The organism is Prosthecobacter sp. (assembly GCF_044236155.1).
Taxonomy (GTDB): domain Bacteria; phylum Verrucomicrobiota; class Verrucomicrobiia; order Verrucomicrobiales; family Verrucomicrobiaceae; genus Prosthecobacter.
Genome location: NZ_JBIIHA010000029.1, coordinates 30,827 through 48,994, shown reverse-complemented (window position 1 = coordinate 48,994; position 18,168 = coordinate 30,827). Strand labels below are relative to the sequence as shown.

Below are 18,168 nucleotides of genomic sequence, written 5' to 3'. Positions count from 1 at the left end.
CATGCAGCCGCACACGCGATGCAACGACTCTGCGACACGCCGCCGCATTATTTCTCGCTCACCTCCCTCACAGGTCCGTCACCGGCAGCCACTTGCGCTCTGCCCAGCTTTGCAGGCCGAGTTCGGCGAGTTGCACGCCTTTGGCACCTTCGCGCAGCGTCCACGGGAAGGGGGTGTCGAGCACGACATGGCGGAGGAAGTCCTCCCACTGGATTTTGAAGGCGTTGTCGTAGGTCGTTGCATCGGGGACTTTCTGCCAGCCTTCGAAGAAGTTGATCGGCTGCTGGATGTCCGGGTTCCAGATCGGACGCGGCGTGACGCCTGCGCTTTGCACCCAGCAGTCGCGCAATCCGACGATGGCGCTGCCGTGCGTGCCATCGACCTGCATCGTGAGCAGATCATCGCGACGCACGCGGACGGTCCAGGAGCTGTTGAACTGGCAGATGACACCGCCTTCGCATTCAAAGGTCGCGTAGCAGGCATCGTCGCTGGTGCAGTCGTATCTTTTGCCGCGTTCATCGACACGTTGCGGGATGTGCGTGGCGCCCATGCAGCTCACGGCCTTCACTTTGCCAAACAGATTGTCGATCACGTAGCGCCAGTGGCAGAGCATATCGACGATGATGCCGCCGCCGTCTTCCTTGCGGTAATTCCATGACGGACGCTGCGCAGGCTGATCGGCATCGAGGCCGGTGAAGACCCAGTAGCCGAACTCGCCGCGCACACTCAAAATGCGGCCGAAGAAGCCTTGGTCCTTCAGCAGCTTGAACTTGCGGATGCCGCTCAGCCACAGCTTGTCCTGCACCACGCCGTTCTTTACGCCGGCGTCCTCGCACACTTTGGCGAGTCGCAGCGCCTCAGCGGTCTCCACCGCCGTCGGTTTCTCGCAGTAGATGGCCTTTTTCGCCTTCACGGCCTTCTCGATGAAGCCCGCACGTTGCAGCGTGCCGCTGGCGTCGAAAAAGATCTCGTCATCGGGGTTCGCGAGCGCCGCATCGACATCCGTGGTGAAGCGCGTCACGCCCGTGCGTGCAGCGAGGGCGGCGAGCTTGTCGTGATTGCGACCGGTGAGGATGGGATCGGGCATGATGACGAGGTCATCGCCCACCTTGAGGCCGCCTTGATCGCGGATCGCCTTGATGGAGCGGATGAGGTGCTGGTTGGTGCCCATGCGTCCAGTGACGCCGTTCATGATGATGCCGATTCTGCGTGTTTTCATAGGGGGTGTGTTGGTTTGGGTAAAAAAGAGGCTATTCCATAAACTTGAGCAGCAGCGGAAAGGCAGGCTCGGGCATTTTGCCGTGATCGAAGCCGTCGAGTTCGTGCAGTGTGGTCTGTTTGTGACCGGCGAGCTTCAGCATGCGCCAAAAGTAGGCGCACTCATCGTAGCGGCCCATGAGTTCCTTCTCGCGGTCGCCCGTGATGAGAAGGATGGGCGGCGCGTCTTTGCGGATGTGAAACAGCGGCGCGAAGTCGTCGATGATCGGCTGCGTTTCTTCAATGCCGCGTTCGTCGCGGATGGTGAAGTGCGTGATGACCTGAGGGCTCAGCGGGATGAGTCCGGCGATCCGATCTGCATCGACATCGTGCTTCGCGAGCCACTTCTTATCCAAGCCGCACATCAGTGAAAGATAGGCTCCGGCACTGTGTCCACTGACAAAGATGCGCTGCGGATCACCGCCGAAGTCCGCGATGTGTTTGAACGTCCACGCGATGGCTGCGGCGGCGTCTTCGATGAAGGCGGGCGATTTCACACCGGGGCTGAGCCGGTAGTTCACGGTGACGACGGCGATGCCTTGGTTGCGTAACGCGAGCGGGATCGAGCGCTCCCCTTGAGTCAAACCGCCACCGTGAAACCACACGACGGTCGAAAACGTCTTCTTCCCAGCCGGAGCATACACATCGAGCCTGCAACGCTGGTTTTGCGCGGCGCTGATGCCCTTTTCTTCTCGATAGAGCAGCTCGGTGGTGAGGTGGTAGCCGCCATCGATGACCCGCTTGCCGAGTTCGCGGCTCACGCTCGCGAGGATGGCCTCGGCCTCGGCGAATTTCGACGCAAACATCAGCGTGGCGGCTTCATCGAGCTTTTTGGCATCGCCGCCGCGTCTGCGGAGCTGGTAAAGCATGACCGGCAGGCGCAAATCCGCCGGATTGCCGCAGCGCGGCAGCTTTTCGAGATGGCGGAAGCCGTTGTTCCGAGTCGGTTCGATCATCGTGCCCTCGCCGTAATCGTTCCAAGTAGCGATCTGGATGAGCGGGGCCTTGCTTTGCAGAGCTTGATCGAGCGATTCAGTGAAAGTCAGACCACCACGCGAGGCGATGCTGCCGTAGCTGTCGTGCACGCCTGCTTGTTTGTAGATGTCTTTGAAGCCTGGGAACGCGGTGGCGATGAAAGGATCCTTCCGCGCATAGATAAGGCCGAGTTCCTTCTTCCACTGCTCTGGCGAAAGCGACTTTCCACCTGTGACTGGAGGCCAAGCGAAAGCACCATCGAGTCCGTTTCCCTTCGCGAGATGCGCGAGACCAAACACGAGCGGTTTGGACTTCAAATCGAACTTCCACTTCAAATGCTGCGGTCCGAACACGAGCAGCACCGGACGGCCATTCTGCCGCTCGTAGCTCGAATCCGCGAAAAAGTGCTCCTCGGCCCATTCGAGGTCTTTGGCGGCCTGTTTCACGTCATCGCCGTTTTTCAGCGACTTCACCGCTTGGTCCTCGTAGCACACCGCGAAGCTCAATCCGGCCTTTTTCAGCCACGGGATGAGTTTTTGCGTGTTGCGATGGTTCATCGCGTGGTCATTCATGACGCTCGTGCCATACCAGTCGATGACCACGCCATCTAGGCCCGCGATTTTCATCAGCAATGCCTGGCATTCGACTGCCTGATCGTCTCCCGAGTCATACGGGCCGATGAGCGGGTAGTCATAAGAGGCGATCTTCCGCTGGTCGTCCCACTTCTTCTGCTCCGGATCGAAGTGATTCATGGTCCAATGCCAGCCCCAGGCGCCGCTCACATCCTTCGTGGCATACCATGGCATGCAGTGAACCAGAAGGCGTTGCTCCGCCGCGAATGACGGATTCAGAGCCGAGCAAAGCGAGACAGCCAGCACCGCGAAGCGTGTGCTGCCCCGAAGGGGTGAGCGAAGCGAAACAATGGCGAATGTCGAAATCAGTAGAAGGAGGCGCATGATCATGGCTTCACTAGCGAGTTCAAATAGCGCTCAAGATTCGTGTAACCATCTTTTTGTGTGGCATTGCCGTCGGCGGGATCCTTGGCGTTGAGGCCGTGCTCTTTTCCCCAGGCGTCGGGCATGCCGTCGCGGTCGGTGTCGGCAGGTGCGGTGCCGGTTTCGATCTGCGGCCAGCCGCCGACTTCTTTTTGGCTGTCGATGCGGCGGTGCGTGCGGTCTTTCACACCTGCGATTACGCGTTGATCAGCCGCATCGCGCACTTTGTTGGCACCTGCTTGGGTCAGAACGAGTTCGTAGGCGGCTTCGGCGTTCTGCGTGACGGGGCGTTCGCTCTCGGGAACGACTTCTTCAGCTTGGGCGAACTTCTCCTTCGTCACCTCGCCGATGTATTTGCCGCCGCGCACACCCCATTTGACGGCTGCGTAGTTGTCGGTGCTCCATTCGGGTTTGGACTCGAAGACGTTGCCGCTAAGAAAACCGGTGGTGCCATCGGACTGCTCGACCTTTGGGGAGATTGGGAAAGGGTTGCGTTTGAAGTCGGTGTTCGGCCCTGGCCGCCAGTAGTTGGCGATGAGGTTGAAGCTCCCAGTGCCTAAGTTGCACGCGCCTTCCCAGTTGTAGATGACGTTGTTACGGAAGTCGAGATGACCGCCGAGTGTCGGATGGCGGTCACGACTGCTGAAAAGCAGGTTGTGATGGATGCTGATGCTGCCTTTGATCTTGCGGAAGGACATCAGCATCGCATGCGGCTCTTTTTTGTGATGGGTGCTGTCATTGAGAGCCTCGCCAAACAGGCACCACTGCATGGTGAAACGGTCCGCTGCATACACGTCCATGATGCCGTCGATGCCCCAGGTGGCGGTGACATGATCGAGGATCACATCGCGGCAAGTGCCTTCTTCCGGCCCGATGTTGATCACGTCCTCCGAGGTCTTTGTTTCATCGCCCAAACGGAAGCGCATGTAGCGCACGATGACATCCGAGCACTTGCGGAAGTCGATTCCGTGATCCCGCAGTGTGATTCCGCCGCCGGGGGCCGTGTGTCCGGCCAAAGTGAGTCCTTTCACGCCTTCGATGCGCAGTGACTTCTTCAACTCGATCGTGCCACCGACATCAAACACCACGGTGCGCGGCACATCGGCCTTCTTGGTCTTGATCGCATCCCGCAAACTGCCCTCGCCGCTGTCGTCGAGGTTCGTCACATGATACACATCACCACCACGACCACCTTTGGCAAAGCGACCATAGCCTTCGGCACCGGGAAAGGCGATGAGAGGCTCGGCAGCGTGAAGAGCCGAGAACTGGATCAACAGGAGAGCAAGGATCGGTTTCATGAGTAAAGCCGTGCGTAGCTGGCTGCGATCCGATCAAGGAACTCGCCCTGATCGCCGCTCCACCATTTGTGGGAGAAGATTTCGACCTCGCGGTGGCCGGTGAAGCCAGTGGCGTCCACCCAGTCGCTGATTTCGCGGAGATTGATGCAGCCTTCGCCCATCAGGCCGCGGTCGTTGAGGAGATCGGTGGTCGGCGTTTTCCAATCGCAGATGTGGAAGGCATGCAGACGACCTGTTTGGCCTGCGAGATCAATCTGCGACTTCAATTCCGGATCCCACCAGACGTGATACACATCCACCGCGATGCCGACCGACTTCGGCGAGCCAAGCGCATCGCAAATCTCATGCGCCTGGCGCATCGTGTTCACCGCGCTGCGATCATCGGCATACATCGGATGCAGCGGCTCGATGGCGAGTTTCACGCCCGCCGCCTCCGCCGCCGACAAACAGGCCGCGATACCGTCGGTGATCTGTTTGCGTGATTCGACGAGGTTTTGGCCTGGAACGGCTCCGCAGACCAAAACGATGAGCGGAGCGCCGATGGCGTGGGCTTGCTCGATGGCGAGGAGATTGTCGTCGATGGCCTTTTGGCGATCTGCAGCCGATTTGGCCGGGAAAAAGCCCCCACGGCACAAACTGACCACTTCCATACCTGAATCGGCTGTTTGGCGCTTCACAGCGGCCAGATCACGTCCTTCGAGAGCCTGCCGCCAGATGGTGATGCCGCTCACGCCGCGTTTCGGAAACTCAGCGAGGCATTGTTCGAGGCTCAGCGGCTTCGTGGTGATGGTGTGGACGCACAGTCGGCTCATGTTCCTGAATGCTGCCGCCATCCTGTGATAAGAAAAAGATTATTTTGCGATGCCTCGCATCGGAATTGCCTATGTTGGCTCATGGAACTCTACCAACTCGGCTACTTCCTGGAGATCGCCCGCCAACGCAGTTTCACCCGCGCGGCAGAGCGGTTGCACATGGCGCAGCCCGCATTGAGCCAGCAGATGAAAAATCTCGAAGCGGAACTGGGCACAGACTTGTTCATCCGCGGTCGCAAGGAAACGCAGCTCACGGCCGCAGGCAAAGCCTTCCAGCCGCGCGCCGAGGCACTGCTGCTCCAGGCCGAGGCCGCCAAGGCGATTGTCTCCGATGTGGCGCAGCTTCGCAGCGGGAGACTCGTCATCGCAGCGATTCCGAGCGTGAGCGCCTGCCTGCTACCGGCAGTGATTCAAAATTTTTCACAGCAGCATGACCGCGTGGAGTTGCAACTCATCGAGGACAATTCCGAGCGCGTGGCCGATTGCGTCGAATCCGGCCTCGCCGACATCGGGTTTCTTCAGCTTCCCGCCAGCAAGACGGCCTTTGTGACGCGAACGATCATCACCGAGCCCTTTGTGTTGCTCGCAGCCAGATCGCACGCCATCGCAAAGCAGAAAGACGTGCCGTTGAAGCAAGTCGCCGCCGAGTCCTTCATATTTTACAAAGGCCGCGCACGCGACACTGCTTTGGAAACCTGTCGCAAGGCAGGATTTGAACCCCGCGTCGCCTGCGAAAGCGGCGAACTCGAAACGGTGCGTGCTCTGGTGGCCGCCAGGCTCGGCATTGCCGTGGTGCCCCAACTCGCGGCCACTCACCTGCCCTCCACCATTCGCGCCCTCACGATTCGCGAACCGAAGATGCAGCGCCAGATCGCCGCTGTGTGGAAAAAAGGCGGTGAGCTTTCACCTGCAGCCCAGGCTTTGTTAAAACTGATGGCGTGACGTCCTACTCGCGAACGCGTTCCACATGAGCGCCGAGAGCGGCCAGCTTGTCGTCGAGATGCTCGTAGCCGCGGTCGATGTGGTAGAGGCGGTTCACGTCGGTCCTGCCCTCGGCTACGAGTCCGGCAAGCACGAGCGCGGCGGAAGCGCGCAGGTCGGAGGCCATGACCGGCGCGCCCTTCAGCGGCAAGCCGCCACGGATGCGGGCTGTGGCGCCTTGGAGGTCGATGTTCGCCCCCATGCGCTTCATTTCGGCGCAGTGCATGAAGCGCTGCGGGAAAATCGTCTCGGTGATCGTGCTGGTGTCGTTGATCACGCAGGCGAGAGCACAGAACTGCGCCTGCATGTCTGTCGGAAAGCCGGGATAGCAATGCGTGGTGAGATCGAAGCCTTTCGCGGCTGGATTGGGCCGCACGGTGATGCTGTCCTTGCCAATCTCGATCGGGAAGCCGCACCGCTTCATCGCATCGGTGATGGATTTCATGTGCTCGGGCATGACGCGCTTCAGCGTCACGCCGTCGCCCAGCATCGCGCCGGCCACAAGAAAGGTGCCGGCTTCAATGCGGTCGGGAATGACGGTATGTTCGGTGCCGTGGAGCTCCTTCACGCCTTCGATGACGATGCGGTTGGTGCCCGCACCTTCGATCTTCGCGCCCATCTTGATGAGGAAGTTCGCCAAATCCTCGACCTCAGGCTCTGCGGCCGCCCCTTCGATGATGGTCGTGCCTTTGGCGAGCACGGCGGCCATCATGACGTTGTCCGTGCCGAGCACCGTGGAGCCGTGTTTGCCCATGAGGTTCATCGGGCCGCCTTTGAAGCCCTTCTTGGCATTCACGTCGATGTCACCGCCTTCCACGGTAATTTGCGCTCCGAGTGCTTCGAGACCTTTGAGGTGCAAATCGACGGGACGATCCCCGATGACGCAGCCGCCGGGCAGCGAGACTTTGCATTTCTTCAAGCGGCCCGTCAGAGGCCCAAGAACGCAGATGGAGGCGCGCATTTTGCGCACGAGGTCGTAGGGGGCGACGGACTTGATCTTCTCCGCCTTCACCACGACGACGCCGGAAGCACGCTCCACCTCCGCGCCGAGTTCGCCAAGAATGCGCACCATGTAATTCGTGTCGCTCAGGTCTGGCACGCGACGGATGGTGCAAGTGTCCTTCGTGAGCAGCGTGGCAGCGAGGATCGGCAGCGAAGAGTTCTTTGAGCCGCTGATGTTGATGCGGCCTTTGAGCGGAGCGCCGCCGTGAACGATGAGTTTTTCCATGTTGCAGGCTTTGTGCTGCGGAATGGCGCAGTGGCAAGCGCTTCTTCGGGGCCGGTGCGGAGAATGGATGTTTAAAAAGTGTTTGCCAGGCATGATTACACCTGTAATCCTTAAAGGATCACATTTGTAATCCAAGCTCATGCCCGACGAAGACGACATCCCCGCCACGCCCCGTATTTCCGACGCCGAATGGACCGTCATGAAGGTCCTGTGGGAACGCGGCACCAGCACGCTCGGCGAGGTCGTGAAAGAACTCGAAGGCCGCCTGCACTGGAAACCGCGCACGGTGCAGTCGCTCATCCGCCGCCTCACGGAAAAGGGCGCTCTCGCCGTCGAAGCGGTGGGCCGCGAGTTCCGCTACACGCCCGCCGTCGATCAAAATCACTGCCAGCTCGAAGAAAGCCGCAGTTTCCTCGACCGCGTCTTCAACGGCCGCCTCACGCCTTTCGTCGTCGGCCTCATGGAACGCGAGGAAGTCTCGAAAGACGACCTCGCCGCTCTTCGTGAGGTGCTGGCCCAAGCCGAGAAGAAACTCAAAAAGTAGCCAGACTCGCTCCCACGGTCTTTCACCCCAACCCACCGCGCCATGACCACCGACACGCTTCTCCACTGGCTCCAGCGCACCTCCCTCGAAGCCAGCCTCCTCATCCTCGCCGTGCTCGGCCTGCGCCTAATGCTCGGCACGCGCCTTAGTCCCGCGTGGCGCATTGGCCTCTGGATGCTCGTCGGGGCGAAACTGATGTTTCCTGCCTTCATTCCGGCTGGGTTTGGTCTTGGGTCATGGATGCAAAAGGAGAGTGCCCCTGTCATCACTCAATCTTCCAGCACACCCGTCGTTTATGAATCTTCCGAGTATTCCGCGTCTTCCGTAGGCCCATCCGAATCAGTTCTGACTCGCTCCCCCGTCATCTCACAGAATACCGTCCAGCCTTCTCAGATCCTCCTCGCCGCTTGGCTGATCGGAGCTGCCATCATCCTTCTCGCCGCCATCCACCGCCAGCGCCGCTTTGACGCCTACCTCCGCCGTCGCCCCATCGCCCGCGATTCCTATCTATCTTCTATCCTCCATTCTCTATCCTCTCTGGCAGCCGTCTCCAGCCCCACGATCCGCCTCATGCCCGCAGGCACCACCCCCGCCCTCGTCGGCATCCGCCAGCCGCAGATCCTCCTCCCCGAAGACTGGCAGACCCGTTTTGATCAGCGCAGCCTCCGTCATGTCCTGCTCCATGAATTGCTGCATGTGAAGCAGAGCGACCTTCTCTGGAACTGGGCCGCCACGGCCGTGCAGGCGCTGCATTGGTTCAATCCGCTCGTCTGGTTCGTCGTGTCACGCTTTCAGGCCGATCGTGAGCTGCGCTGCGATGCCGGCGCGCTCGCCATTCTTTCACCCGCCGAGCGGCTCGACTACGGGCACACGCTGCTGCGAATTCAGGAAACCTTCTTTGCACCACCAGCCATTGCAGGGTTGGCTCCATGCGTGCGCCACCACCCCACCCTGCGCCAACGCATCCTCATGATCGCCACCCCGACCACCCGCCAGCCCGTCATCCAGGCCCTGCTCGTCCTCACGCTCAGCGTGCTGGTCGGCTACTCCTTCACCACCGCCCGCGCCGCCGAAAAAGAAGTCCCGCCGAAGGTCCGCGAAGGCTCCACCACTCAAAAACCGTCAACAGAGTCACCAAGGTCAACCGAGTCCCCCAAACCCGCCATGAAGGACGGCGAACGCGAAGGCGGCAAACCCTCCGCCGAACGCGACGGCCAGCGCAAACCCAACGCCGAACGCGATGGCGAAAAGAAACCCGGCATGCGCGATGGCGAGCGCCCCCGTACTGGCGAACGCGATGGCGAAAAACCCCGCACCGGCTCCCGCGACGGCGAAGGCATGAAAAAGCCCGGCGCAGAACGTGATGCGGGCACTCCTGCCCGCAAAGGCGATGGCGAAGGCCGCAAACCCTCCGCCGAATCCAGCCAAAAGCCCCGCAAAGGTGACGGCGACCGCGAAACCACCTCCTCTGGCGAAGTCCTCACCCTCAAAGTCATCGACGGCGGCGACACCGTCCTCATCGGCGACGAAAAAGTCCCCATGAACCGCCTCCGCGGCTTCCTCAGCACCTTCCTCCCCGACCACCCCGGCGCCCGCGTCGAAGTCACCGGCAACGACGACACCCCTCTCAAAGCCCTCCACAACACCATCGATGCCGTCCGCGACAACGGGAACAAGAACGTGGGCATCAAGGCGGAGTAAGTTTGCATCATCGACAACTCCCAGGGCAAAGTTTGCTGTGGGAGAAGCGTGCTCGCGAAAATGACGAATGAGTAATTCCGAATGACGAAGGAAGCCCCAATTCCCAAAGCATCAACCAACCCGCTTTCCATGTCCCCTTCGTCATTCAGCCTTCGTCATTCCTTCCTCATTCTGATTTCGTCCTTCGTCATTCCGCCGCTCGCCACGGCCGCGACACCCGCCGAAGTCTCCGCCGCCACCATCAAAGCGGTTTCGTTCTACCACTCGAAAGCGGCGGCCCACGGCGGCTACGTTTACCGCTACAGCGCCGACTTCACGCTCCGCGAAGCGGAAGGCATCCCCGGCCCTGACACGATCTGGATTCAGCCACCGGGCACGCCCGCGGTCGGGATGGCGATGCTGGATGCTTACGAGGCCACGAAGGACGAAAAGTGCCTCGCCGCCGCCGTCGAGGCCGCGCGATGCGTTTCGCGCACGCAGCTCGCTTCGGGTGGTTGGGACTACTCGGGCCATTTCGATGCCAAAGGCCGCGAATCAAAGAATTACTGCCGCAAGGCCGATGGAACGGCCATTCCACGCACGCAGACCGCCACGCGCGAGGCCGGCTGGCACATGTGGCGTCGGCAGGACAAGAAAAACTACGCCACCTACGACGACGATGTCTCGCAGGCCGCCACGCGCTTGCTCGTGCGCGTCGATCACGCGCTCGGTGGCAAGGACGCCGAAATCAAAGCCGCCGCCGACTTCGCGCTGCACACCCTCCTCATGACGCAGTATCCGGCCGGCGGTTGGAGCGCGAATTTCGACGACGCGCCCACCGCGCCGCCGCCCGTCGAAAAGTATCCCATCAAGCCCGCCAGCTATCCCGCCGACTGGCCGCGCAAGTGGCCGAAGGACTTCACCGGCTGCTACGTCCTCAACGACAACACCCACGCCACGCTCATGAGCACGCTTTTGCTAGCCTGGCAGATCCATGGCGATCAAAAGTATCTCGAAGCCGCCAAACGCGGTGGCGACTTCCTCCTGCTCGCGCAGATGCCCGATCCGCAGCCCGCCTGGGCGCAGCAATACAACGCCGACATGCAGCCCGTGTGGAGCCGTCAATTCGAGCCCACCGCCATCAGTGGTCGCGAAAGCCAGGCCGCCATGTGGGCCCTGCTGAAGCTCGCCGCGGCCACTGGCGACAAAAAATACCTCCCGCCCGTCGCCAAAGCCATCACCTACCTCCGCACCGTGCTCCTGCCCGGCAACAAGCTCGCCCGCTTCTACGAACTCAACACCAACAAGCCCCTCTATTTCGAGCGCGGCCCCGGCGGCAAAGGCTTCGAGCTCACCTACTCCGACAAACGTGCCTCCTCCAACTACGGCTGGGTCTGGGACAGCGAACTCGACGCCCTGCAAGCCGCCGGTAGCCAGATCGCCCGCGGCGAGCCCGTCACCTTCCCCCGCACCGAAAAAGAACGCTGGTCCTCCCCACCCACCGACGCCGACATCGCCACCATTTTAAAAGAACAAGCCCCCAACGGCTCCTGGCCCATCACCGAAGACGAACGCGGCGTCATGCGCGACGCGAACGGCAAAAAACAAAAACCCGCCGGTGGCGTCATCTACAGCCTCGACTTCACGCAGAACGTGAAAGCACTCAGCGCCTGGCTGAAAGCAAAAGGAGGCATCAAATGAAATCCCAATTCAATTGGCAACAGAATGAAGACAACAGAATAAGACCATTCTGCTGTCACCATTCTGTTGCCAACCTTCTGATTCTTTGTCTCGCCAGCTTTCTCTCTGTCCAAGCCGCCGAGAAATACGACAACCCCACGCCCTGGTCCTACCAGCGGCTTCAGCGTCCGGCGATTCCCACCACGAAAGACACCACTTGGCCCAAAGACGACCTCGACCGCTTTATCCTCGCTCGTTTGGAAAAAGAAAACCTCCGTCCCATCGGCGATGCCTCGCGTGCCACGCTCATTCGACGTGCGTCCTTCGATTTGCGTGGCCTTCCTCCCTCTCAAACCGAGATCGAAGCCTTTCTGCGCGATCCTTCGCCTGACGACGCCGCCTTCGCAAAGGTCGTGGACGCCTTCCTCCAATCCGAACGCTTCGGCGAGCGCTGGGCGCGGCACTGGCTCGATGTCGTGCGTTATGCGGACAGCGTCGGCCGCGTGTGGAATGCGCCGTTTCTGTATGCCGCTCGATACCGCGACTGGGTGATCGATTCCTTCAACGAAGACAAACCCTACAACCGCTTCGTCGCCGAGCAGATCGCGGGCGATTTGCTGCCTGCAAAGACCGTGCTTCAACGCCGTGATCAAATCGTCGGCACTGGCATGCTCGCGCTCGGCAGCATGAACGTGCAGGAGGGCGACTACGAGCAATACCTCCTCGATCAGGTCGATGACCAGATCGACGTCGTCGGACGCGCCTTCCTCGGCCTCACGCTCGCTTGCGCACGATGTCACGATCACAAAACCGAGCCCGTCACCATGCGCGACTACTATGCGCTAGCCGGCATCTTTTACAGCAGCCGCACCCTCAGCGGCACACCAAATCGCAACGAAGGCGTCAGCGGCGGTTACGTCAGCCCCGAGGCGCTTGTCGATCTGCCCACGGAGCTCGATGAAGCCGTCGGCCCGCCGCAAAAACTGCCCGCAGGCATTCACTCGATGGATGACCTGCGCGAGCTCGGCAATCCGAAGGAAACCATCCGCTACGACCACGATCCGCACTTCTGCATGGGCGTGATCGACGCCGAGATCAAAGACTGCGAAATCGCCATCGGCGGCGATCCGCATGATCGCGACACCGCGCCCGCTCGCGGCGAAATGAAGCTCCCCGCCTTGCCACCGATGCCCAAAGTGCCCGCGCAAAGTTCCGGCCGCCTCGAATTCGCCCAATGGCTCACGCAGCCCACGCATCCGCTCACCTCACGCGTCATGGTGAACCGCCTCTGGCAGCATCTTTTCGGCGAAGGCCTCGTGCGCACGCCCGATGACTTCGGCATCACCGGCGCCGACCCCACGCATCCCGAACTGCTCGACCATCTCGCCATTCGTTTCGTCGAAAACGGCTACAGCATGAAGAAGATGATCCGCGCCCTGATGCACAGTCGCACCTACCGTCTCGCCACCACCGGCAACCCCGAGCATCCCGATGCCGGCAACAAACTCCGCTGGCGACAAAACCCGAAGCGCCTCGAACTCGAACCGCTGCGCGACACGCTGCTGCAACTCGCCGGTCAACTCACATTCGACCGCCCCGAAGGCATCCAAGTCGCCGGAAGCGGTGGCAAAGGCCGTCACGGCATCACGCGCGGCCTGCTCGGCATTGAGGAGCCGTATCGCACGATCTATCTTCCCGTCGTCCGCGACAACATCCCCGAACTCTTCAGCACCTTCGACTTCCCCGGCCCCACCCAAATCAAAGGCCAGCGCGATGTGACGACCGTCGCCCCGCAGGCCTTGTTCTTCATGAACAACCCCTTCGTGGAGCAAATCGCCGCTCAAATCACCGAGAAGGCCGGAAAAGACACGAAAGCCACCTACCAGCTTCTTTTGGGCCGCGAACCCACTTCCGAAGAAATCACCGATGCACGCGATTTGGACGACCAAACCCTCGTGCAGGCCCTGTTGGGCACCGCGGAGTTTCGATATGTGTTCTAAAACCAATTCAACCATAGAGACACGGAGCACACAGAGGACTGAATCCTGAAAAAATCAGATCTCTGTGTGCTCTGTGACTCTGTGGTTCAAACACCAACATCTCCATGACCACCCGCCGCTCCATCCTCCAATCCACCAGAGCAGGCTTTGGCTGGCTGGCGATTTGCACTCTCATGGCTGTTGGCTTGGCCTGCGTGAATGACGCCGAGTACAAACAAAGCATGCTATGGATAAGCTTTGCGTGGCCGTTTCTCCCAGCAAGCACGCTTTGCGGCCTGTTATTGCTTGCGATCAAACAAACAACCCGGTGGAAATTCGTGCTGCTGCTCGCAGTCATCACGATCTCCGCGCCTTTCATCTATTTTTTATCTGGGCAAATCCATCATCAGTTGGTCATTGTGAAAGCGAAAGACTTCGTTTCAGAGGCAGTGCCGATTCTTGAGAAGCATTTTGAGCAATCCGGCCACTACCCGAGGACTTCAGCCGAGTTTCCTTCCATTTTGCATGTCCCAAAGTCTCTGACTTACCAAAACAGTGGTGATGGATACTACTTTGCGTGCCGAGGACGCACATCCATGCTCCTCGACACATGGGTGTATAATTCTCGGGACAAAGTATGGCATCACAGCACCGAATGAATCATATGATCACCCGCCGCTCCATCCTCCAATCCACCAGCGCTGGCTTTGGCTGGCTGGCGTTCAATGCACTGCACCAGCAGTATGCTCACGCTGCGGCACCGCCGAAGACGATCAATCCACTCGCCCCGAAGGCCCCACACTTCACCGCGAAGGCCAAACGCGTGATCTTCATGTTCATGCAGGGCGGACCGAGCCACTTGGACACGTTTGATTACAAACCGGAGCTGGTGAAGGCGCAGGAAGCCAAAACGGCGAAATACATGGGCACCGCGTTCGATTTCAAACCGCGCGGCAAGAGCGGTCTCATGATCTCGGACGCGTTCCCCGAGCTGTCAAAGCACGCGGACGACCTCTGCATCCTCAACGGCATGCAGACGCGCACGAACGCGCATCAGATGGCCACGGTGGCGCTGCACATCGGTAGCGAGACGTTTGTGCGGCCCTCGATGGGCGCGTGGATCGTTTACGGGCTCGGCAGCGAGGCGGAGGACCTGCCCGGCTTTGTCACGATCAATCCCGTGGCCGATACTGGCGGCGCGATGAACTACGGCAGCGCGTTTTTGCCTGCGAGCTTCCAGGGCACACGGCTCAGCACCACCGGCGGCGGCGTTCCCGATCTGTCGAATGGCCGACTCAGCGACGCGCAGCAGCGCAAGCAGATCGAATTCATCCAAAAAGCCAATCGCAGGCTCCTCGCGGGCGATCCGGGCAATCCCGAACTCGAAGGCATCATTCAAAGTTACAAGCTCGCCTACAAAATGCAGACCAGCGTGCCCGATGTGCTCGGTCTCGACAAGGAACCCGCGCACATTCGTGAACTCTACGGCCTCGACAACGGCGACACCGAGCGCTTTGGCACGCAATGCCTCATGGCGCGTCGTCTAGCGGAAAAAGGCGTTCGATTCATCCAGCTCACCAGCACCGGCTGGGACCACCATCAGCAGCTCCGCGAAGGCATCACGCGGCAAGCGGGCAGCATCGACAAACCCATCGCCGGCCTCATCGCCGACCTGAAGCAGCGCGACATGCTCAAAGACACGCTCATCCTCTGGGGCGGCGAATTCGGTCGTGGATCGAGCTACGACAACGAACTCTACAACGGTCGCGGACACAACGGCCGCGGCTACACCATGTGGATGGCCGGCGGCGGCGTGAAAGGCGGCTTCACCTACGGCAGCACCAACGAAATGGGCGACACTGCCGAAACCGGCATCATCACGACTCACGACCTCCACGCCACCGTGCTCCACCTCCTCGGCATCAACCACGAACGGCTGACGTATCGCTATTCAGGAAGGAATTTCCGGCTCACAGACGTGCACGGCGAAGTGGCGAAAGATATTTTGGCGTGATCAACCGAGCGCCCGTTTCAGCAAATTGGCCGTGATGCGCTGAACGCGTGCATCGGTGCCATGAGGGCGTGAGTAGTGGCTCCACACGGGCATGTGACCCGGTGGCTTGCTGAGGCCCTGCGCCCACCAGATCGTCGAGGCGTTGAAGATGAAGTTGTTCTTCGGACCATCGAAAATCACCGCCTGCCACTGCTGCGGTCGAGTTCCGCCCTGGAAGGCGGTGCCCGCGGCGACAATTTGCAAGCCGGGCAGGTCTGCCGGTGCATCGCCGTGATACTCCCAGCCGATCATGCCAGGAATGAGATGGCCCTGTTTCATGCCGGTGCCTGCAAAGACCCAGTGCTCGGGCTTCGTGCAGATCCAATCACCGCCGCCGTTCACGGGATCGATGTTGCGCACGCCAATGAGGTAGCCTTCATCCGGTCCGCGATGCGGAAAGGGGCCGACATCACGCTCCCGAGAAACGGCATACTTGTAGTCGCCGCCATACGGACCACCGCGGAAGATGCGGCGGTTCGGCACGCCATCGGCGTTTGGAGAGAACGGCGTCACCCAGCAGACGGAGTTGCCGGAAAGGAAGAGCAGATTGACGCCTGCATCACGCATCTTTGCCACGCTATCGTGCTGACGGATGTCCCAATACTCGTCGTGGCCGATGCTGATGAAGGCCTTGCACTTCAAACCGTGATCTGGCGTGATCATGTCGGCATTCGAGCAGTAGGTCACGTCGTAGCCTTCCTTCTCCAGCCAGTAGGCGGCGGGAAACTCGAAGCAGAGCCATTCGCCACTGCCCACGGACTGCGGGTTCGTGTAGATCTGCGCGTAGTTGGCGTAGGGCCGGTCGAAACTGACATCCGACCACGGGCCCTGATTGCCCTTCGGGTCGGTGTAGAGTGAGTAATTGTCCGGCCACCTGTTGTAGGCCTGCCAGGTGTTGTCACTGCACTGGAAGAGGATATCGGCCTTGCGGTCATCGGTGACGATGAAAACGATGTAGCTCTGCCAATACGGCTGGTCCTTCGAGGCGGGCAAAGTCGTCAACCGTCCGAGATACACACCACTCAGCCACTCGCTCGGAATCGTGAGCGAGGTCGATTTCTCCCAGCGACATTCGCGCAGGCGTTTCTCGCCAATGCCAGGCACGGGCTGCTCTTTGCCATCAAAGGGACCGAGTTCGGTCACCAAGCGAGCGCCTTTGCCGCCGTAGTATCCGGTGCGGAAGATCTCGATCTTGAAGCGGGACGCGGGCTTCGTGCTGACGAAGATGTCGAGCGTCTCGCCGGCCTTCACCGACTGCCGTGAGCAGTAGCCTTCAATCAGCGGAGAGCGAAAGCCGCTGCCATCGAGACGCATGCGGGTGAGCTGCCAGTCGTTTGAGCCGGGCTTGGCGTTTTCTTCGGTGATCAAGGACATGCGCAGAGTACGCACGCGTCTGCTGAATCTGATCAGTAGGTCGCGCGTCCACCTGACAAATCAAAGACTGCACCCGTGGTGAACGAGCAATCCTCGGAGGAAAGCCAAGCGACAAGCGCAGCGGCCTCCTCTTTCTTGCCAAAGCGGTTCATCGGGATCTTCGACAGCATGTAGTCGATGTGCTGCTGCGTGAGCTGCTTCAGGATGTCCGTCTCGATCACCGCCGGCGTGACCGCATTCACGATGATGTTGCTGGTGGCGAGTTCCTTACCGAGCGACTTGGTCAAAGCGACCACGCCTGCTTTCGAAGCGCTGTAGTGCGCGGCGTTCGGATTGCCTTCCTTGCCAGCGATGGAAGCGATGTTCACGATGCGGCCGTAACCGTTCTTGAGCATGTGCGGCACGACGGCATGACAGCAGTGGAAGGGGCCGTTCAGATTGATCGCCATGACGCGCTGCCACTCAGCGGGATCGGTTTCCCAGGTTTTTGCGTTGGTTCCCGCGATGCCTGCGTTGTTCACGAGAATGTCGATCTTGCCAAAAGCACCGATGGTCGAAGCCGCAGCGGCATCCACCGAGGTCATGCTGGTGATATCAACCGTCGCGGTGTGAACCTTGCCAAGCGCTGAAAGCTCGGACTTCGCAGCATCAAGCGCAGATGCATCCACATCCCAGAGGCACACGTGGGCCCCAGATTGCAGGAGCCGTTCAGCGATGGCGTAGCCGATTCCGCGTGCGCCACCCGTGATGATGGCAACTCTATCTTTGAGGTCGATTTGATTCATGGGCCGAATCAATCGTGCCTAGTCCTCCCAGACTTTCAGCAACTCCACCTCAAAGATGAGTGTTTCGTTTGGCCCGATGTCGATTCCGGAACCACGTTTGCCGTAAGCCAGCTCGGACGGGATGAAGAAACGGAACTTGGCCCCTTCCTTCATGAGTTGCACACCTTCCTGCCAGCCTTTGATGACTCGCTTCAGCGGAAACTCGGCCGGCTCGCGTCCGGCGAGGTAGGAACTGTCGAACTCGACGCCGTTGAGCAAGGTGCCTCGGTAGTTCACGACCACGGTGTCCTTCAGCTTCGGACTGGGACCGGCGCCCTCACGCAGGATCTCATACTGCAGGCCGCTGGCGGTTGTGGTGATGCCGGGTTTCTTGGCGTTTTCTTGCAGGAAGGCTTTGCCGTTTTCGAGAGCGGTTTTTGACATGATGGGGCTTGCTGTTTTCAGCGCAGGATTTGCCGGGCGCAACCGCAATTCACACATTGGTTTCACCGAAATCCAAGGCATGTTCCGAACGTATCATTTGCACC

Annotated in this window: 15 protein-coding genes; 7 read left to right on the top strand and 8 right to left on the bottom strand. The window is 60.3% G+C overall.

Annotated features, from left to right (window positions below):
* Positions 1-67: 67 nt before the first annotated feature.
* The 4 genes from ACILSE_RS19555 to ACILSE_RS19540 form a co-directional block, all read right to left on the bottom strand.
* Positions 68-1,219, bottom strand: coding sequence for a Gfo/Idh/MocA family protein (locus ACILSE_RS19555; RefSeq protein ID WP_395719119.1), 1,152 nt, complete (start codon positions 1,217-1,219; stop codon positions 68-70).
* Between the two features lie 31 nt (positions 1,220-1,250).
* The gene (locus tag ACILSE_RS19550; RefSeq protein WP_395719132.1) at positions 1,251-2,063 is read right to left on the bottom strand and encodes an alpha/beta hydrolase; all 813 of its coding nucleotides are present in this window, start codon (positions 2,061-2,063) and stop codon (positions 1,251-1,253) included.
* A 1,127-nt stretch (positions 2,064-3,190) separates the two neighbouring features.
* On the bottom strand, positions 3,191-4,525 hold the full coding sequence (locus tag ACILSE_RS19545) for a polysaccharide lyase family 1 protein (protein WP_395719118.1): 1,335 nt from the start codon (positions 4,523-4,525) through the stop codon (positions 3,191-3,193).
* The gene (locus tag ACILSE_RS19540; RefSeq protein WP_395719117.1) at positions 4,522-5,337 is read right to left on the bottom strand and encodes a sugar phosphate isomerase/epimerase family protein; all 816 of its coding nucleotides are present in this window, start codon (positions 5,335-5,337) and stop codon (positions 4,522-4,524) included. The genes ACILSE_RS19545 and ACILSE_RS19540 overlap by 4 nt, the downstream gene beginning before the upstream one ends.
* A gap of 81 nt (positions 5,338-5,418) precedes the next feature.
* Between ACILSE_RS19540 and ACILSE_RS19535 the strand changes: the two genes are divergently transcribed.
* Entirely contained in the window at positions 5,419-6,279 is an 861-nt protein-coding gene (locus tag ACILSE_RS19535) for a LysR family transcriptional regulator (protein ID WP_395719116.1), read from the top strand.
* Between the two features lie 4 nt (positions 6,280-6,283).
* Here the strand turns inward: ACILSE_RS19535 and murA are convergent, their stop codons facing one another.
* The gene (murA, locus tag ACILSE_RS19530; protein ID WP_395719115.1) at positions 6,284-7,546 is read right to left on the bottom strand and encodes a UDP-N-acetylglucosamine 1-carboxyvinyltransferase; all 1,263 of its coding nucleotides are present in this window, start codon (positions 7,544-7,546) and stop codon (positions 6,284-6,286) included.
* A gap of 139 nt (positions 7,547-7,685) precedes the next feature.
* Between murA and ACILSE_RS19525 the strand changes: the two genes are divergently transcribed.
* The 6 genes from ACILSE_RS19525 to ACILSE_RS19500 all read left to right on the top strand — a co-directional run bounded on the left by ACILSE_RS19525 (position 7,686) and on the right by ACILSE_RS19500 (position 15,443).
* The gene (locus ACILSE_RS19525) at positions 7,686-8,090 is read left to right on the top strand and encodes a BlaI/MecI/CopY family transcriptional regulator (protein WP_395719114.1); all 405 of its coding nucleotides are present in this window, start codon (positions 7,686-7,688) and stop codon (positions 8,088-8,090) included.
* A gap of 42 nt (positions 8,091-8,132) precedes the next feature.
* Entirely contained in the window at positions 8,133-9,791 is a 1,659-nt protein-coding gene (locus ACILSE_RS19520) for a M56 family metallopeptidase (protein WP_395719113.1), read from the top strand.
* 129 nt (positions 9,792-9,920) lie between these two features.
* Positions 9,921-11,471 (top strand): polysaccharide lyase, encoded by a 1,551-nt coding sequence (locus ACILSE_RS19515; RefSeq protein ID WP_395719112.1) that lies wholly within the window; start codon positions 9,921-9,923, stop codon positions 11,469-11,471.
* Entirely contained in the window at positions 11,468-13,450 is a 1,983-nt protein-coding gene (locus ACILSE_RS19510; RefSeq protein ID WP_395719111.1) for a DUF1549 and DUF1553 domain-containing protein, read from the top strand. Before ACILSE_RS19515 ends, ACILSE_RS19510 begins: the two co-directional genes overlap by 4 nt.
* A gap of 104 nt (positions 13,451-13,554) precedes the next feature.
* The gene (locus tag ACILSE_RS19505) at positions 13,555-14,088 is read left to right on the top strand and encodes a hypothetical protein (RefSeq protein WP_395719110.1); all 534 of its coding nucleotides are present in this window, start codon (positions 13,555-13,557) and stop codon (positions 14,086-14,088) included.
* Positions 14,089-14,093: 5 nt separating this feature from the next.
* A complete protein-coding gene (locus ACILSE_RS19500; RefSeq protein WP_395719109.1) occupies positions 14,094-15,443 on the top strand; it encodes a DUF1501 domain-containing protein in 1,350 nt (449 codons plus the stop codon).
* Here the strand turns inward: ACILSE_RS19500 and ACILSE_RS19495 are convergent, their stop codons facing one another.
* The 3 genes from ACILSE_RS19495 to ACILSE_RS19485 are packed head-to-tail and all read right to left on the bottom strand — an operon-like array spanning position 15,444 to position 18,064.
* Positions 15,444-16,856, bottom strand: a complete 1,413-nt coding sequence (locus ACILSE_RS19495; protein ID WP_395719108.1) for a N,N-dimethylformamidase beta subunit family domain-containing protein — start codon at positions 16,854-16,856, stop codon at positions 15,444-15,446.
* Positions 16,857-16,888: 32 nt separating this feature from the next.
* Positions 16,889-17,641: an SDR family NAD(P)-dependent oxidoreductase gene (locus tag ACILSE_RS19490; protein ID WP_395719107.1), complete on the bottom strand. Its 753-nt coding sequence runs from the start codon at positions 17,639-17,641 to the stop codon at positions 16,889-16,891.
* Between the two features lie 18 nt (positions 17,642-17,659).
* Complete coding sequence (locus ACILSE_RS19485) at positions 17,660-18,064, bottom strand: FKBP-type peptidyl-prolyl cis-trans isomerase (protein WP_395719106.1); 405 nt, start codon at positions 18,062-18,064, stop codon at positions 17,660-17,662.
* Positions 18,065-18,168 lie beyond the last annotated feature (104 nt).

Excerpts from the sequence above, each read along its gene's own strand:
- ACILSE_RS19555 (WP_395719119.1), bottom strand. The coding sequence starts at position 1,219 with ATGAAAACACGCAGAATCGGCATCATCATGAACGGCGTCACTGGACGC.
- ACILSE_RS19550 (WP_395719132.1), bottom strand. The coding sequence starts at position 2,063 with ATGTTTGCGTCGAAATTCGCCGAGGCCGAGGCCATCCTCGCGAGCGTG.
- ACILSE_RS19545 (WP_395719118.1), bottom strand. The coding sequence starts at position 4,525 with ATGAAACCGATCCTTGCTCTCCTGTTGATCCAGTTCTCGGCTCTTCAC.
- ACILSE_RS19540 (WP_395719117.1), bottom strand. The coding sequence starts at position 5,337 with ATGAGCCGACTGTGCGTCCACACCATCACCACGAAGCCGCTGAGCCTC.
- ACILSE_RS19535 (WP_395719116.1), top strand. The coding sequence starts at position 5,419 with ATGGAACTCTACCAACTCGGCTACTTCCTGGAGATCGCCCGCCAACGC.
- murA (WP_395719115.1), bottom strand. The coding sequence starts at position 7,546 with ATGGAAAAACTCATCGTTCACGGCGGCGCTCCGCTCAAAGGCCGCATC.
- ACILSE_RS19525 (WP_395719114.1), top strand. The coding sequence starts at position 7,686 with ATGCCCGACGAAGACGACATCCCCGCCACGCCCCGTATTTCCGACGCC.
- ACILSE_RS19520 (WP_395719113.1), top strand. The coding sequence starts at position 8,133 with ATGACCACCGACACGCTTCTCCACTGGCTCCAGCGCACCTCCCTCGAA.
- ACILSE_RS19515 (WP_395719112.1), top strand. The coding sequence starts at position 9,921 with ATGTCCCCTTCGTCATTCAGCCTTCGTCATTCCTTCCTCATTCTGATT.
- ACILSE_RS19510 (WP_395719111.1), top strand. The coding sequence starts at position 11,468 with ATGAAATCCCAATTCAATTGGCAACAGAATGAAGACAACAGAATAAGA.
- ACILSE_RS19505 (WP_395719110.1), top strand. The coding sequence starts at position 13,555 with ATGACCACCCGCCGCTCCATCCTCCAATCCACCAGAGCAGGCTTTGGC.
- ACILSE_RS19500 (WP_395719109.1), top strand. The coding sequence starts at position 14,094 with ATGATCACCCGCCGCTCCATCCTCCAATCCACCAGCGCTGGCTTTGGC.
- ACILSE_RS19495 (WP_395719108.1), bottom strand. The coding sequence starts at position 16,856 with ATGTCCTTGATCACCGAAGAAAACGCCAAGCCCGGCTCAAACGACTGG.
- ACILSE_RS19490 (WP_395719107.1), bottom strand. The coding sequence starts at position 17,641 with ATGAATCAAATCGACCTCAAAGATAGAGTTGCCATCATCACGGGTGGC.
- ACILSE_RS19485 (WP_395719106.1), bottom strand. The coding sequence starts at position 18,064 with ATGTCAAAAACCGCTCTCGAAAACGGCAAAGCCTTCCTGCAAGAAAAC.